The organism is Leifsonia sp. YAF41, assembly GCF_052113185.1.
Classification (GTDB): domain Bacteria; phylum Actinomycetota; class Actinomycetes; order Actinomycetales; family Microbacteriaceae; genus Cryobacterium.
Genome location: NZ_JBFRCS010000016.1, coordinates 63,322 through 79,358, shown reverse-complemented (window position 1 = coordinate 79,358; position 16,037 = coordinate 63,322). Strand labels below are relative to the sequence as shown.

Sequence of the window (16,037 nt, the reverse complement as noted above, 5' to 3'; positions counted from 1 at the left end):
CCGAAGTTTCAATGGTTTACAGGCGGGATCGAAAAGACGCAGAAGGCGTGCACAGACTTGCGCAGGTCTGTAGCTGGCGAACATCCCCACTATGAAGAGTAGAGCCGCAACGGCTCCCACGATGCAAAAAATAGCGGTCACTCGCAAGAATTCGGTGTCACCCCGCTGCGCCGCTTGGACGCTTCGGCCTACGAGTCCCATGGCGCCGACGACAATAGCGGTGACTGCCACTATGGCCTTGGGACGCCGCGAACGCGACGGACTGGTCGTCAATTTGTCGCCAATGCGCGATTGAACCGACATGCCGATAGTGCTCCACGCCACCGCAGCGAACTAGCTTTCACGAGAACCCGCACGGGTCGCCTTGTACGCCAGAACACGCTCGCGCTGCACCTGCCGGCTCAGAAGCGGTTCCCCGGCCGCTCGTACGATCAGGCCCGTCGACGGATGCACCTGTTCCACGTTGGGGTACCCGAAACCGCTTGTCGTGTACCCCGCCGCAAGCTCTCGGTCCTTCTGCTYCGACGCCCAATAGATGAGCAAGAAGGTGACGGCAAGGGCTGCACCGACGACGTAGACCAAAACGACYACCCGACGACTGTCCTGCGTCACGACGACCAGGACTATTGCAACAACTGTCACAACGAGCACCACAATCATGAACGCCAGTGCTGCCATATATAGACGCCACATCGAGGGTCCTGACACTCTGCCGCGAGTATGCATGGCGAACGGTTGATCCACTAGCTAGCCCGTTTCCCTCGTTGCCTGAACTTCGACTCCAAAACCTCGAGAGCAGGACCCAAGTACGAGACCCCGCTGCCCTTCTGAGGGAACACGATGAAGGGGAGGGTCACCGAACGACCGGCGTCGCGAATCTCTAACATGACCGCGCGGGATTCTCGCCCGGGTCGGGAGAGAGTTCCCATACGCACTCCTCCGACTGCGCTCCAGGGCAGCGCTGCCACACGCACGGGATCGTCGTCAGATGTCCAAAGCTCGACACCCGCATCATTGAGGACGAGAGGGAAGAGTCGTTGGACCCGATGCACGAGGGCATCCACGTCCACCACGACGTCGGCGAGCATGCGAACCCCGAGGAGAAGGTCATTCTCTTTCACCGCTCGAACAATGAAGGCGTCTGGAAACCTCTCAGTCAGAACCTTTTCGGCAGTGCGCCCAGAACGGAAAGCCACTGCAAACACGATCACAACCACCACCACGACGACGATCAACGCCGAAACTGCAATCACCGCCTGGGCCAGCGGCTCGGGAGCGTTCTCTCCGCGTGAGCGATACATCATCAGGATGCCCTGCAGGGCAACCCAGAGAACAGCCGGCACCACGAGAGCAAGCCACGGAGCCCATGTGGGCTTAGGGCTCTTTCGAGCAGACGTGGGCACGTTCATCCGGTCAGCCATGGTTCTCATTCAGCGCACGCAAACGCGCGGCGCGGAATTCCAGCCCGGTATACCGCCGCAGTCGATCCCAGTCCCACGCCGTTTTCACAGATGCGCGAGTCTCGGCCGGCCCAGGCGGAGTTCTTCTACTTTTCATGTCACCAGAAGAGTAGGCCACCGCCGCATTTTCGCGAGGAGCCCACGGCGCGCACCAACTCGGCTGAGCATTTCAAGATGTCGGTCAACTCGACACTCTCGGCAGCAGCGGCCGGAATCCGTCACAGACCGGGCTGAGCGCCTGGTCGAGAAAGGGAACCAGGCTGCCCCGTGCCACGCCGGCCCCCGCCCAGGCGAGGGCCCCGGCACACGTCGCGGCGAGCGCCGCCACCGCGAATGCCGAAGCGAGCAGGTCACCCTGCGGTCGGGCCGTCGCCCGCTCAACTGCTCGGGTCAGCACGGCACCATGAGCGGTGAACCGGGAGAGGGCCGAAGCCTGCAAGTCGAGGGCTGTTCCCATCAGCTCGGTTTGCGTGAGAGCCCAGGGCACGTCACCGGCCGGGATCCCCTCGGCGAGCGCCAGCAGGGCCGTGCGGATGGCGTCGGTCGGCATACCCCCCACCGCGGCGAGCGCCGTCTCCAGTGCGGCGGGCAGACCGGTCAACCAACCATCGACCTCTACCCAGAGAAGATCGCTCTTCGCCGAGAAGTAGTTGAAGAATGTGTTGCGGCTCACCCCTGCACGTCGAGTGATCTGTTCGATCGTGGTGCTCGGGTAGGTCTGCTCGAGAAACAGTTCAGCCGCTGCCTCTTGCAGCATGGCGCGTGACGAGCCGCGCGGGCGTCCGGCCCGAGTTGATTCGGTGTGGTTCATGGCTCCCCGGTGCTGGCTCTACGATAGAAAGAGTTCCTCAGTTATTGGACTCAGTCCAATAATTGCACAGTTCCCCCCAACTGCCTGGCCCCCTCGCTTGTACAGCCCCCACGTGCACAGCCTCACCAGGTGCACAGTTTGCCGATGAGAAAGAACCCCGATGCGCACGAACCCCCGCAGTCGCCGAACAGCCGGCACTGTCTCCCGCCACGCTCCAACCCTCACCGCTGTCGCAGCACTCGCCATCGCGACTCTCGCGCTGACCGGATGCACCGCGCCCACCCCCGATGCGGCATCCGACAGCCCCCGCACAGGCGGTACCCTCACCTACGCGTCCGGTGACGCCGAGCCCACCTGCCTCGACCCCCATGTCGGTGGCAACTACCCCCAGGCTCTCCTCAGCACCCAGTTCCTGGAGTCACTCGTCTCCCGCGACAAGGGCGGAGAGATCGTTCCCTGGCTGGCGTCATCCTGGACGACCAGCGCCGACGGCTTGACCTGGGAGTTCACGCTCAAGCCCGACGTGACCTTCACCGACGGAACCCCGCTTGATGCTGCCGCGGTTCAGGCGAACGTGGCACACCTGCAGAACCCGGAGACCGGGTCATCGACCGGCTACCTCGCCCTGGGCAAGGTCGTCTCCACCGAGGCGGTCTCCCCCGAGGTGGTGAAGTTCACCCTGAGCGAGCCGGATAGCGCTCTGCTCGAATCCCTGTCCCAGCCGTGGCTGGCCATCGAGTCCCCCACCGCACTGAAGCGCAGTCAAGACGACAACTGCGCCGCCCCGGTCGGGACCGGCCCCTTCGTCGTGACGAAGTGGGTGAAGCAGAACGCCGTCACCCTGACCCGCAACGATGCGTACAACTCTCCCCCGGCCGACGCCACGAATACCGGGCCGGCCTACCTCGACGGCATCACCTGGCGCTTCATTCCGGAGTCGGCGTCGCGCTACGCCGCGCTGCAGGCCGGCGACGTCGACGTCATCGACAACGCCCAGCCCGACACGATCGTGCAGGCGGAGAAGAGCGGCTCCCTGCAGCACCTCGACGCCCCGCGTCCCGGTGCCTCCAACCGCATCGAGTTGAACTCGAGCAAGCCGCCGTTCAATGACGTGAAGGTGCGGGAGGCGTTCATCCGCTCCGCGAACGTTGACGATGCCGTATCAAGCCTGTTCCAGGGAACGGCAACACGCTCGTACTCCGCCCTGTCGAGTGTCGAGCCGCTCGCCGTGTCGAAGCCTGAGCTCTTCACCTACGACCAGAAGGCGGCCAACGCGCTGCTCGACGAGGCCGGTTGGACTGAGCGTGACACCGACGGGTACCGGGTGAAGGACGGCGTACGCCTCCACGTGCAGTTCCCGGTCAGCACCAACCAGTCGATTCCGGCCGAGCAGTCGTTGTTCGAGCAGATTCAGGCGACGGCGAAGCAGACCGGGTTCGAAGTTGCTCTCGAGCCGATGGATCTCGGCAGCTGGTATGCGGCTCTCGGTAACCACGAGTACAACGCGGTGAGTGCGCCCTACACGAAGGTCGGACCCGACGTGCTGCGCATCCTCTACCACTCGAGCGGTATCGTTCCGGCGCCGAGCGGTTACTTCGCCAACAACGCGCAGGTGAGCGACCCGAAGCTTGACGCCCTGTTGACCCAGGCCGGCCAGGTGTCAGACCCCGCCGAGCGTAAGACCCTCGAGACGGATGCGCAGAACCTGCTGCTGTCGGGCTTCTACATCCTGCCGCTCTACGACCAGCAGAATCACTTCCTGTTGCGCTCCGACGTCGAAGGCGTGCGGGCGATGCCCACCGTGTCGACTCCGACATTCCAGGGCGCCTGGTTGAATCGGTAGGTCTGACGGCAATGAAGGAATAGACGGGGTGGTGAGTTGGGGGTGGTGAAACGGATGTCGGGTTCCCGTGTGACGATCACCCATGTGTTGGTGACCCTCGCCGGCGCCATCGGCGTGCTCTGGGCCGTGGCCACGCTGACCTTCTTCGCCGTGCGCCTGATTCCCGGCGACCCGGCCCTGGCCCTCCTGGGCGGGCCCGGGTCGCAGGCCTCCCCCGAGGCGCTCGCCTTGGTGCGCGCCGAGAACGGCCTCGACCAGCCGCTCTTCGTGCAGTACCTGATGCAGTTGGGCAAGCTGGCCACCGGTGACCTCGGGCGCTCCTATGCCTTGAATCAAGATGTCGCCCAGGTGATCCTCCCTCAGTTGGTCGGCACGCTGACCCTCGCGATCCTCTCGCTCGCCGTCGCCTGGCTGTTCTCCCTGGCCATCACCATCTGGTCGACCAGGGGCGGACGGATCGCCGCATCGATCGGTTCCGGGCTTGACGTGGTCGCCGCCGCACTGCCGCACTTCTGGTTGGCGACATCCTTGATCATCGTGTTCAGCTTGTGGCTCGGGGTTCTGCCGCCGATCAGCACCGGCACCCCGGCGGGTCTGGTGCTGCCGGTCCTGGCGTTGGCGATCCCACTGGCCGGTTTTCTCAGTCAGATCATGCGGCCGGCTTTGCTCACCGCGCTCGAATCACCGTTCGTGCTGTCGGCCCGGGCCCGCGGCGAGAGCGAAGGCGGGGTCCGACGCCTGCACGCGATTCGCCACGCGGCCGTCCCGGCGATCAGCCTCACCGGGTGGGCATTCGGTTCGTTGATCAGCGGCGCCGTCGTGGTCGAGACGATCTTCGCCCGGCCCGGCCTTGGCCGCACCCTGCTCAACGCCGTGACGGCCCGCGATGTGCCGGTGGTGATCGGTGTCGTGATGGTCGTCGCCGTCGTCTACATCCTGGTCACCCTGGCCACCGATGTCGTGACGCGGCTGGTTGACCCTCGCCAGGCAGAGCCCCAACAGGCAGAGTCTCGACCAGCAGAGCCCCGACCGGCAGAGCCCCGACAGGCACGCGCATGAGTGATCTCGGCATCCAGGCGGGGCTCGGCCAGGCACGCCGCCGAACGATCACTCCGCTCCGGGGAGCACGCATCGGCGTCGGTGAGGCGCTCGCCGGAGTGTTTGCGCTCCTGCTCGTGCTTGCCGCCTTCGTCCCGTGGCTCCTCGCACCGGCCGATCCGCTCGCCATCGACCCGCTCTCTGCATTCGCCGCGCCCTCCCCGGCCCATTGGTTCGGCACCGATGAGTCGGGGCGGGATGTCTACACCCGGGTCGTGCACGGCGCCGCGAGCTCGTTGCTCATCGGCACCCTGGCGACGGTGATCGGCTTGGGTCTCGGCATTGTTTTGGGCACACTGGCCGGGATGAGCGGCAAAGTCGTCGACTTCACCCTCAACCGGTTCTTCGAGGTGCTCTTCGCCTTTCCCGGTCTGCTGCTCGCCCTCGTCGTCATCCTGATCTTCGGCCCGGGCGTCGCCACGGCAACCGTCGCCGTCGGACTCGCCACGGCACCCGGCTATGCCCGGATCATCCGAGCGCAATTGATCACCGTGAAATCCGCATCGTTCGTCGAGGCCGCCACCGTGCTCGGCCACAGTCGCCGGCGCATCCTCCGTCGCCACATCCTGCCGAACACACTCGCCCCCCTCTTCGTGCTGGCTACCCTCGGCCTCGGACAGGCCATTGTCTGGGCCTCGGCGCTCAGCTACCTCGGCCTCGGTGCCGCACCGCCCGCCGCCGAGTGGGGCGCCATGCTCGCGGCCGGCCGGATCTACCTGGGCTCGGCCTGGTGGATGAGCTTCTTCCCCGGCCTCGTCATCGTGCTCACCGCCGTCGCCGCCACCGCACTCGGCCGCAGCATCGAACGAAGGATGCGTCACGCATGACCCCCACGCCTGTTGCAGAACCCGGGCGGCCCGCTGACCCCGCGCTCGCCGTGTCGGTGCAGAACCTCCGGGTCGGTTTTGGCGGTCGCGCCGGACTGACCGAAGTCGTGCGCGGCGTCTCGTTCGAGGTGCGCCCCGGTGAATGTCTCGCCCTCGTCGGGGAGTCGGGGTCGGGAAAGAGCGTCACCGCGCGCAGCCTGCTCGGTTTGGCCGGCAGCCACGCCCAGGTGAGCGCCGACACGCTGGACCTCGGTGGGGCGAGTGTGCTCGGCCTCTCCGACGCAGCGTGGCGACGACGACGCGGCCGCGACATCGGACTCGTGCTGCAGGACGCCCTGGTGTCGCTGGACCCGCTGCGCACGGTCGGGCGCGAAGTCGCCGACTCCCTGCGTCTGCACACCACGCTGAGCGCGGCCGAACGCGGCGACCGGGTCGTCGAACTGCTCCGCCGGGTGGGCTTGCCGGATGCCGAGCTGCGTGCCGCGCAACTTCCCGGCACTCTGTCAGGTGGGCAACGTCAGCGCGCACTGATCGCGTCGGCGATCGCCCTCGACCCGCCCGTGCTGATCGCCGACGAACCGACCACGGCCCTTGACGTGACGGTGCAGGCCCAAATTCTCGACCTGCTCGCCGAGCTCACCGCCGCCGGAACCGGGTTGCTGCTGATCAGCCACGATCTCGCCGTCGTCAGCCGGATCGCCGACCGGGTCGCGGTCTTTCACGACGGACGCATCGTCGAGACCGGGCCGACGGACGAGGTGCTCGGCGCACCGACGCATTCCCTGACCCGCCGCATGCTGCAGGCGGTTCCCGTTGACAAGCCCCGCGGCATCCGTCTCAGCCCGGCCCGGCTGCCGGCAGCGGCACCGGTGATGACGACGTCACCCGTGTTGGTGCAGTCACCCGCCGCGCCGCACACACTCGAAACGCACCCCGCCGCGCCTCCCGCAACCGCAGCTGAGGTCGTACTCGAGGCGATCGACCTCGTCGCCGGTTTCCGCGGGCCCGACGGCCGTCACCGTCTCGCCGTCGACCACGTGTCATTCTCACTGGTGCGCGGCGAGACCCTCGGCCTGGTCGGCGAGTCAGGCTCCGGCAAAACCACGACGGCGCGGCTCGCCCTCGCCCTGCGGAGCCCCGACGCCGGCCAGGTGCGTCTGTTCGGCGAGGACTGGAGCACACTGACCGAAAAACGTCGCCGCCCGCTCCGCTCCCGCATCGGAGCGATTTACCAGGATGCCCTCGGATCGTTCGATCCGCGGTGGAGCGTCGACGACATCCTCCGCGACGCGATCGGTGTCCGGCCGGGCAGCACTCGCGCAGCGACTCACGCCGTGACTCACGCTGCGACTCACCCGGCGACCCGCGGCGCACTGCGCCCCTCGCCCCGGTCGTCCGCGCCGACGCCCAGCGAACTTCTGGACTGGGTGGGATTGTCCCCCACATTGCTCGCCCGGCGCCCGCTCGACCTTTCTGGCGGGCAACGTCAGCGCGTCGGCATCGCGCGCACCTTGGCGTCCCGCCCGGAGATCGTGATCTGCGACGAACCGGTGTCGGCCCTCGACGTGGGAGTGCAGGCGCAGGTACTTGACCTGCTCGACGACCTGCAGCGCGAGCTGGACCTCAGCCTGCTCTTCATCTCGCACGATCTCGGTGTGATCCAACACGTCAGCGACCGCGTTGCCGTGATGCAGGCCGGCAGAATCGTCGAAATCGGTCGCACCGAGACTGTGCTGACGCGCCCGGGACATGACTACACGCAGAGCCTGCTCGACGCGGTTCCACGCCTCAGCTGAGCGACACCCGGGCGGCGGCGTACGGCCCGTTCGGGGGCATCCGGTAGATTGGGTTCTCTCAGATCAGGCACCTCACCATCGACACGGTGCCGCCCATACGAACCGGAGAGTCATGTCCAGCGCCGACCGCGTCCCCGAAAAGCCCGCCCTCGAAGGGTTGGAAGCCAAATGGGAATCCGCCTGGGAAGGCCAGGGAACCTACCGGTTCAACCGTGAGGCAGCGCTTGCCGCCCGCGCAGCCTCGACTGGCTCGACCACCGTTGGTACCGGCGCCGTCTTCTCCATCGACACTCCGCCGCCCACCGCGTCCGGTTCGCTGCACATCGGCCACGTGTTCTCGTACACCCACACGGATGTCGTCGCCCGCTTCCAGCGCATGCGCGGCCAGAACGTGTTCTACCCGATGGGCTGGGACGACAACGGCCTGCCCACCGAACGCCGGGTGCAGAACTACTACGGCGTGCGCTGCGACCCGTCGCTGCCCTACGACGCCGAGTTCGTTCCTCCGCACGAAGGCGGAGACGGCAAGAGCATCAAGGCCGCCGATCAGAAGCCGATCAGCCGCCGCAACTTCATTGAACTCTGCGACCGCCTCACCAAAGAAGATGAGAAGCAGTTCGAAGAACTCTGGCGCACGCTCGGCCTGAGCGTCGACTGGACCCAGACCTACCGCACCATCGGCCACGAGGCCCTGTTCACCTCGCAGCTCGCGTTCCTCGGCAACGTCGAGCGCGGCGAGGCCTACCAGGCCATGGCCCCGACGCTGTGGGATGTCACCTTCCGCACCGCCGTCGCCCAGGCCGAGCTCGAAGACAAAGAGCAGCCGGCCTCCTACTACCGCGTTGCCTTTGAGAAGACCGACGGCGGCACCATCGAGATCGAGACCACGCGTCCCGAACTCCTGCCGGCCTGTGTCGCCCTCGTCGCGCACCCCGACGACGAGCGTTACAAGCCGCTCTTCGGCACGACCGTGCGCACCCCGCTCTTTGATGTTGAGGTTCCGATCCTCGCGCACCACCTCGCCCAGAAAGACAAGGGCAGCGGAATCGCGATGATCTGCACCTTCGGCGACGTGACCGACGTCGTCTGGTGGCGCGAGCTCGACCTGCCGAACCGCGCAATCATGGGCTTCGACGGCCGCATCATCACCGAAGCGCCCGACGTCATCACCTCAGAGACCGGAATCGCCGCCTATGAGCAGCTTGCCGGAAAGACCGTCTTCTCGGCCAAGGCCGCCGTCGTCGATCTGCTGAAGGCCAGCGGCGACCTGATCGGTGAGCCGCGCTCGATCGTGCACCCGGTCAAGTTCTTCGAAAAGGGCGACAAGCCCCTCGAGATCGTTTCAACCCGCCAGTGGTACATCCGTAACGGCGCCAAGGACGAGGCACTGCGCACTCGCCTGCTCGAGCACGGCAACGATCTCGAATGGCACCCCGACTTCATGCGGGTGCGCTACGAGAACTGGGTCAACGGCCTCACCGGTGACTGGCTGATCTCCCGCCAGCGTTTCTTCGGTGTGCCCCTGCCCGTCTGGTACCCGCTCGACGCCGACGGCAACCCGGTCTTCGACGAGCCGATCGTCGCGACCCGCGAGATGCTGCCGGTCGATCCCTCGAGCGACACCGCTCCCGGCTACACCGAAGACCAGCGCGGCGTCGCCGGCGGTTTCCGCGGCGAAGTCGACGTGATGGACACCTGGGCGACCTCGTCGCTCACCCCGCAGCTGGCCGGCGGCTGGGAGCGCGACCCCGAGCTGTTCGACCTCGTTTACCCCTACTCGCTGCGCCCCCAGGGCCAGGACATCATCCGCACCTGGTTGTTCTCCACCCTGCTGCGTGCCGAGTTGGAGCACGGCACCTCGCCGTGGAAGCACGCCGCTCTGTCGGGCTTCATCGTCGACCCCGACCGCAAGAAGATGTCGAAGTCGAAGGGCAACGTCGTCACCCCGGCCGGAATGCTTGAGCAGCACGGTTCGGATGCGGTGCGTTACTGGGCCGCGTCGTCCCGCCTCGGCACCGACGCCGCGTTCGACCCGCAGAACCCGACGCAGATCAAGATCGGCCGTCGCCTGGCGATCAAGATCTTGAACGCGTCGAAGTTCATCCTCGGTTTCGAGGGCTCAGCCGACGCCCCCATCACCGAGCCGATCGATGCGAGCATGCTGGCCAACCTGGCCGCCGTTGTCGAGACGGCCACCGCCGCCTTCGACAACTTCGACCACGCCCGCGCGCTGGAGACCACCGAGAGCTTCTTCTGGACGTTCTGCGACGACTACCTCGAGTTGGTCAAGGAGCGCGCCTACGGCGAGAGCGGTGACGCACAGGCTTCGGCTGTCGCCGCGCTGCGCACCGCACTGTCGACGCTTCTGCGCTTGTTCGCCCCGTTCGTTCCCTTTGCGACCGAAGAAGCCTGGTCCTGGTCGAATGACGACTCGGTGCACCTCGCCTCCTGGCCGCTCGCCAGCGAACTTCAGACCGGTGCGACGAGTGGCAATGCCGCGCTCCTCGACCTGGCCAGCCGCGCGCTGACCAACATCCGCCGGGCGAAGACCGACGCCAAGGCGTCTCAGAAAGCTGCCGTCGATTCCGCGCTCATCAGCGGGCCGGCCGACGACATTGCGCTGCTGCAGCTGGCCGCCGCCGATCTTCAGGCTGTGGGCAGAATCAACGAATTGTCGTTTGTTGCTGGCGTCGAGTTGGCTGTTACAGATATCGTGCTCGTCACGGTGTCAGAAAGTTAGGGGAAACCGGATGTCAGTACAGGTACGAGCGCTGGGCGACAAGGACTTCTTTTCGTGGCTGGGTCTTTTCGAGGGCTACAGCGAGTTCTACAAGAGCGAGCTGACCGATGAGAAGGCTCTGCAAGTGTGGAGCTGGATCATTGACAAGAACCACGAGCTCGAAGGAGCAGTCGCGGTGGACGACGACGGCACGTTCGTCGGGTTGGCCCATTTTCGGAAGGTACCCGAAACGCTGAGCGCCACGACCGGCCTGTTCCTGGACGACCTCTTCGTTGCGGATAACGCCCGCGGCGCCGGTGTCGGTCGCGCTTTGATCGACTTCGTGCGCGGCTACGCGGCCGAGCACAAGCTCAGCAGCATCCAGCTGATCACCGCAGCCGACAATGAGAGCGCTCAGCGCCTCTACGACGACATGGGAACCCGCACGTCGTGGGTCACCTACGAAATCACGATCTAGCCATGCAGTTGGGAACACGCTGGCCGATCGGCGACCCGGTCCCGTCCGGGCTGCCGCATGTGGTTGAAATCGCCGTGCAGGCGGTCGAAGAAGAGTTGAAGGCAATCGGCGACGACGTCAGCACCTGGCGCTGGACGTTGACCTGGCTTGAAAGCAAGCCGGTCATCGAGCTCGATGACGGCACGGTGATTCGCTACAACCCGAGCGAAGACAGCGCCACGATCACGCAGCCAATGGGTCCGGCCGACGACGAAGAGGACTGGGTTTAGCGCGATCCCGTACCTAAACTGCGTGTTTCTGTTTAGGTGGCAACCATTGCTGGCTGCCGGTCCACGTCTGACCCGGTGAGGGTGCGTGGTTGCGGTTTCTTCGCCTGCTGCCCAACAAGCTGGGTCTTCTGCGTGGCTCCACCGCCGTTTAGGGTCTCCGGGCCACTCCCGGCGACGCTCTTTGGTACGAGTTGCACGAGGTTCCGTGCGGCGTTCAGGTCGCGATCAAGAATCAGATCGCAGTGCTCACACCGGAAGGTGCGTTCGCCAAGGGACAGTTTGGTTTTCACTGTTCCGCAGTTCGAGCACGTCTTGGAGGACGGCATCCACCGGTCAGCAACGACCAGAGTGGAGCCGAATTTGACGGTCTTGTAGGCAAGCTGGCGACGAAACTCTCCGAAGCTCGCATCCGAGATCGCACGGGCGAGGGAATGGTTCTTGACCATGCCGGCGACGTTCAGATCCTCAATCACGATCGTGGCATGGGTGCGCGCAAGATCCGTGGTGAGTTTGTGGAGGGCGTCCTCGCGCAGGTGGCCCACCCGCGCGTGCAGCTTCAAGAGCCGGTCGGCGGCGTGGCGGCGCCCGACGGAGCCGCGCTCGGAGCGGGCGTAGGCGCGACTTGCGGTCGCGAGCCTGCGCTGGGCCGCGACCAGGTGCCTCGGGTTCGGGATGACGCGCCCGTCCGAGATCACGGCGAGGTTTCTCACGCCGAGGTCCACTCCGATGGGTGCGCCCGGGGGCGCGACTGCGACGATGGCTGCTCGCTCGACGGTGAAGACCACGAACCAGCGTCCCGCTGACCGGGAGACGGTGGCTCGCATGATCCGACCCTCCCCGATCCGGTCCTCGATACGCTCGTGCGTGTGGACCCGGCCGATCCGGGGCAGCTTCACACCGGTCGCGTCGGCGACACCGAAGCTCCCGGTCGTGTAGGCCCACGCGGCGCGGGCCCGCGCGCGGGACTTGAACTGAGGGAACCCGGCAGGCTTGCCTTTCCGCTTCCCGCGGCGAGAGTCCGACCAGGCCTTCAACGCCCGGGCCAGCGCGTCAAGGCCGCTGGAGTACGCCTCCTTCGAGTTCTCAGCCCACCACGGGGCGAGCATGCCCTTGTTGGCGTTCCACCAACGACGAAGCGCGTAGAGGTTCCAGTCCACGCCGGGCAGCTCTTCGTCGGGTGCGCCTGCCGTTTTGGCTGCTGCGCGGGCTTGGAGTTGCTCCTTGACGTGGGAGAGGCCGGCGTTAAACGCGAACCGGGCCGCACCCGCGTGGGACAGCAGCAGGCCCTCCTGTCGGGGGCTCGGGTCCAGGGCGACCTTCACTCCCTCAAGCATCGACACTCGCCGGGGCTACTGAGGCCGCTTCCAACGCTTTCGCGGCCCGCTGCGTGGCCGACCGGCGGCAGTGGAGGCCGGCGCAGGGGCGGGCGCAGAACGCCGTGAGGACCTCGGTCATGTCCCGCACCAGGTAATCATCCAGCAGGTCATCATCCAAGACGACCCGAGCTGCGTCTGCGACTCGAGCAGTTCCGCGTCAGAGAGCGCCGCATACCCGGCCGCGCCGTCACCGACCTGGGGGGCCGCTGAGGCGGCGTCCCGGAGCTGATCGGGGAGAGGCTGATCGGTGAGAGTTTGCATACTCCCAGACTAGAAAGAGAGGGAGTGGCGAACGCGGGAATCTGTGCATCCGTGAGTAACTTCTCGACCCGACCACCTGTGGAGGACGGCTGCCGAACGACCAACCGACGCGACGTTCGAACGCACCCAGATTCGAGGATCGTGCGACCGTTGGGTCCGGTACGACGAAACGGAACAGGCATCGTGTTCTCCCGCACCCACTTACATGCAGTCTGCGGGCTCACACCCTCACGAATCGCCCACTCTTTGATACGCACAAAACAAATCTAGAACAATCAAGCACAACCAAGCATTGCAACCGCTAGTACCCTCGCGCGGGGCCGACTTGTTCGCACTACTCCGCATTCCACAGCGACGCCAGCCCGATTCCGCCGGCGACGCTGATCGCAGCCAGGTCGAGGCCCGCGCCCGCGCCACCGGAGCGATGCTGCTGCAATAAACGCAGCACGAGCATCGCTCCGGATGCGCCGAACGGGTGTCCGAACGCGAGCGCACCACCCTGCCGGTTGGCTTCGTTCTCTGACACACCGATCAGATCGAGTGAGGCCAGAACCTGGGAGGCGAAAGCCTCATTGAATTCGACTCCCCCGAGAGCGTCGCCCTGCAGCCCGTGGCGGTCGAGAAGCAGGCGTGCCGCCTCCCCGCCGGCGATGCCCAGCAGTGTGGGGTCGGAGCCGAGCGCGACGTCATCGACGAAGCGCAGGATGGTGGTCCACCCGGATTCCTGGGCGTCAGCCAGGCTGGTGACCAGCACCACCACAGCGCCATCGGCGTCTGCGCACGAATTGCCGGCCGTGACCGTGCCGCCCGGGCGAAACGCTCCCGGAAACCGGCTGAGCAGTTGCGCGCTGAGGCGACGGCGCGGACCTTCATCGGCGCCGATATCGCCGGCCGTTGTCGTGACGAGCACGATCTCGTCGGCGAAGTCGCCGGCATCCGTCGCTGCCACGGCCAGCCGATGGCTCCGCAACGCGAAGGCGTCTTGCCGGCCCCGGTCGATGCCGTACCGGTTGGCGACATTCTCAGCGGCCACACCCATGTCCGGGTCGCCGAGCGACGGCGGTGAGAAGGCCGGACGGTCGAAGAAGTCGGGGCGGCCCGGCTCAGAGCTCAGCCGATGCGCGCGCAGCGGTGCGGTACTGCAACTCTCGACGCCACCGGCGAGATATCGGGTGCCGGCTCCGGCAGCCACCATCCGGCAGGCCAGCATGATGGCTTGCAGGCCGGAGCCGCACTGCCGGTCGATCGTGAGCCCGGGAACGGTGACGCCCAGGCCGGCGTCGAGTGCGGCGAAGCGGGCCACGTTGCCGCCGCCACCGACGGCGTTGCCGATGATGACGTCATCGATGCGCGCCGGGTTCACGTCGCCGGCAGCAGCAGTGCTACTCCCGCTCTGGGCGTCGCGCTCAGCGATCTCTGCAGTCAGTTCCACGAGCACCGGCGTCAGGAGTTCGGCGGCGCTCAGCTGTCGGAACACACCCTGAGTGCGTCCGAACGGGGTGCGCCGGCCGAGCACGACCACGGGAATCCGCCGCGGGTCCTGCTGCTCGGTGACGGGACGGTGACTGCTAGAGAGGTATGACACGGGGGTCTCGATCCTGAATCCAACGGGCGAACAGTTGTCGGCTGGGTTTGCCCGATGCGGTGAGTGGCAGTTCGGTGAGGGCGTAGTAGTTTCGCGGCCGTTTGGGCACGGCCAGTGCCGCTTGGCATTCGGCGCGCAGCAGAGCAACGTCGGCGCCGTCGTCGTTCACCCGGATGCCGGCGACGAGTCGGTGCCCACGCCGCTGGTCCGGCAGGCCGGTGACAAGTGCGGCGTGCACTCCGGGGACGGCCTGCAGCACGGCCTCGACTTCGTGCGGGTAGACGTTGTGCCCGCCGGTCGTGACCATGTCGGCTCGGCGCCCCAGAAAGTGCAGCACCCGGTGGTGGTCGAGCGAACCGAGGTCGCCGACGGTGCACCAATCTCCCCGACGCCGGAATGCCGCTCCGTCATCGCCCCAGGCATAGCCGTCGCTGACCAGCGGGCTCCTGACCACGATGTTCCCGATCTCGCCCAAGCGCAGCTCAGCGCCCTCGTCGTCGTGAATCTGCACCTCGACACCCGGAAAGGCCATGCCGACCGCCGTCGCCTGGTCGGCGGAGCCGTGATCGCCGACATCCCGACGGTCGATGGTTTCAGGCAGCGACGCCGGGCGATGCACCACCGCGGTCACGAAGCCGAGTTCGGCGGCACCGAAATACTCGAAGATGGTCGCGTTCGGCGCCCACCGGCGCAACAACTCGAGAGTGTCACCGGTCAGCTTGGAGCCGGCGCTGACGATGCTCCGGAGCTCCGATCCGGCCGGGCCGTTCTCGTCCCGCTCGGCAATCAGTTGCAACGCCGACGGCACGGCGACGAGCCGCGTGATCCCGCGCTCACGCAAGCAGGTGAGGGCTGCACCGACGTCGAAGCGAGGCAACGCGATGAACGCTGCGCCGACGAAGAGCGACTCACAGAGCGCGTAGAGAGTGAGACTGGCGGAAAACGGACCGGGGGCCAGGGTGCGGTCGTCGTCGGAGAGTCCGAAATACGCAGCGCTCGTCTCGAACGAGAGCTGCCAGGATCGCCGGGTGCGGGTGAATGCCTTGGGCACGCTGGTGGTGCCCGACGTGAATCCGTAGAGAAAGACCGAATCGCCGGAGCCGTCTCGGAGCGTAGGAGGCGTCGGACGCGCCACCGTCGGAGTGCCGACTGCCGAACCACCGGCCGTCGCACCCTGATTCAGTCGTTGGTCAATCGTCTGCCGCACCGAACCCGGCAGATCAGGGGAGAGCACCGCGCAGCTCGAATCGCCGGCCACAGCAGCAGCAAACTGCACCACGAACTCTGTTCCGTTCGGGAGCGCCAGGGCAGTGATGCCGTCGCGTGTGCCTCCTGCAGCGAGCTGGGCTGTCGCCGCATCACGCAGCTGGCGAAAACTCAGCCGGTGGCCGGCGACTTCGACGGCCGAACCATCCGGGCGCAGGTCGGCCCAGCGCTGGAGTTGGTCAAGAAATGGCATCAGCAGGCCAGCCTACCGGCGCGAACTTCGGGTGCGCCTGTGGAGACGCGGCGGC

14 protein-coding genes are annotated in these 16,037 nt (G+C 66.4%); 7 read left to right on the top strand and 7 right to left on the bottom strand.

Going from position 1 to position 16,037, the window contains the following annotated elements; genetic code table 11:
• Positions 1-333: 333 nt before the first annotated feature.
• The 3 genes from AB4Y63_RS17145 to AB4Y63_RS17135 form a co-directional block, all read right to left on the bottom strand.
• Positions 334-678, bottom strand: coding sequence for a hypothetical protein (locus AB4Y63_RS17145; RefSeq protein ID WP_441792280.1), 345 nt, complete (start codon positions 676-678; stop codon positions 334-336).
• A gap of 65 nt (positions 679-743) precedes the next feature.
• Positions 744-1,346 (bottom strand): hypothetical protein, encoded by a 603-nt coding sequence (locus AB4Y63_RS17140; protein WP_441792279.1) that lies wholly within the window; start codon positions 1,344-1,346, stop codon positions 744-746.
• Between the two features lie 295 nt (positions 1,347-1,641).
• Positions 1,642-2,271, bottom strand: coding sequence for a TetR/AcrR family transcriptional regulator (locus AB4Y63_RS17135; RefSeq protein WP_441792278.1), 630 nt, complete (start codon positions 2,269-2,271; stop codon positions 1,642-1,644).
• Positions 2,272-2,431: 160 nt separating this feature from the next.
• Between AB4Y63_RS17135 and AB4Y63_RS17130 the strand changes: the two genes are divergently transcribed.
• From AB4Y63_RS17130 to AB4Y63_RS17100, 7 genes are all read left to right on the top strand, one after another.
• Positions 2,432-4,114, top strand: coding sequence for an ABC transporter substrate-binding protein (locus AB4Y63_RS17130; protein ID WP_441792277.1), 1,683 nt, complete (start codon positions 2,432-2,434; stop codon positions 4,112-4,114).
• A gap of 54 nt (positions 4,115-4,168) precedes the next feature.
• On the top strand, positions 4,169-5,173 hold the full coding sequence (locus tag AB4Y63_RS17125) for an ABC transporter permease (protein WP_441792276.1): 1,005 nt from the start codon (positions 4,169-4,171) through the stop codon (positions 5,171-5,173).
• On the top strand, positions 5,170-6,039 hold the full coding sequence (locus tag AB4Y63_RS17120) for an ABC transporter permease (protein ID WP_441792275.1): 870 nt from the start codon (positions 5,170-5,172) through the stop codon (positions 6,037-6,039). Before AB4Y63_RS17125 ends, AB4Y63_RS17120 begins: the two co-directional genes overlap by 4 nt.
• Positions 6,036-7,835, top strand: a complete 1,800-nt coding sequence (locus tag AB4Y63_RS17115; protein WP_441792274.1) for a dipeptide ABC transporter ATP-binding protein — start codon at positions 6,036-6,038, stop codon at positions 7,833-7,835. Before AB4Y63_RS17120 ends, AB4Y63_RS17115 begins: the two co-directional genes overlap by 4 nt.
• Before the next feature lie 112 nt (positions 7,836-7,947).
• Positions 7,948-10,575: a valine--tRNA ligase gene (gene valS, locus AB4Y63_RS17110; RefSeq protein ID WP_441792273.1), complete on the top strand. Its 2,628-nt coding sequence runs from the start codon at positions 7,948-7,950 to the stop codon at positions 10,573-10,575.
• Positions 10,576-10,585: 10 nt separating this feature from the next.
• Positions 10,586-11,032, top strand: a complete 447-nt coding sequence (locus AB4Y63_RS17105; RefSeq protein ID WP_441792272.1) for a GNAT family N-acetyltransferase — start codon at positions 10,586-10,588, stop codon at positions 11,030-11,032.
• A 2-nt stretch (positions 11,033-11,034) separates the two neighbouring features.
• Positions 11,035-11,301 carry a hypothetical protein gene (locus AB4Y63_RS17100; protein ID WP_441792271.1) on the top strand — a complete coding sequence of 89 codons (267 nt, stop codon included), beginning with the start codon at positions 11,035-11,037 and terminating at the stop codon, positions 11,299-11,301.
• Between the two features lie 32 nt (positions 11,302-11,333).
• Here AB4Y63_RS17100 and tnpB read toward each other — a convergent pair whose 3' ends face one another.
• The 4 genes from tnpB to AB4Y63_RS17080 form a co-directional block, all read right to left on the bottom strand.
• A complete protein-coding gene (gene tnpB, locus AB4Y63_RS17095; protein WP_441792396.1) occupies positions 11,334-12,635 on the bottom strand; it encodes an IS607 family element RNA-guided endonuclease TnpB in 1,302 nt (433 codons plus the stop codon).
• A 117-nt stretch (positions 12,636-12,752) separates the two neighbouring features.
• Positions 12,753-12,938 (bottom strand): hypothetical protein, encoded by a 186-nt coding sequence (locus tag AB4Y63_RS17090; RefSeq protein ID WP_441792270.1) that lies wholly within the window; start codon positions 12,936-12,938, stop codon positions 12,753-12,755.
• A 334-nt stretch (positions 12,939-13,272) separates the two neighbouring features.
• Positions 13,273-14,523, bottom strand: a complete 1,251-nt coding sequence (locus AB4Y63_RS17085; protein WP_441792269.1) for a thiolase family protein — start codon at positions 14,521-14,523, stop codon at positions 13,273-13,275.
• The gene (locus tag AB4Y63_RS17080; protein WP_441792268.1) at positions 14,507-15,982 is read right to left on the bottom strand and encodes a class I adenylate-forming enzyme family protein; all 1,476 of its coding nucleotides are present in this window, start codon (positions 15,980-15,982) and stop codon (positions 14,507-14,509) included. The genes AB4Y63_RS17085 and AB4Y63_RS17080 overlap by 17 nt, the downstream gene beginning before the upstream one ends.
• Positions 15,983-16,037: the final 55 nt, after the last annotated feature.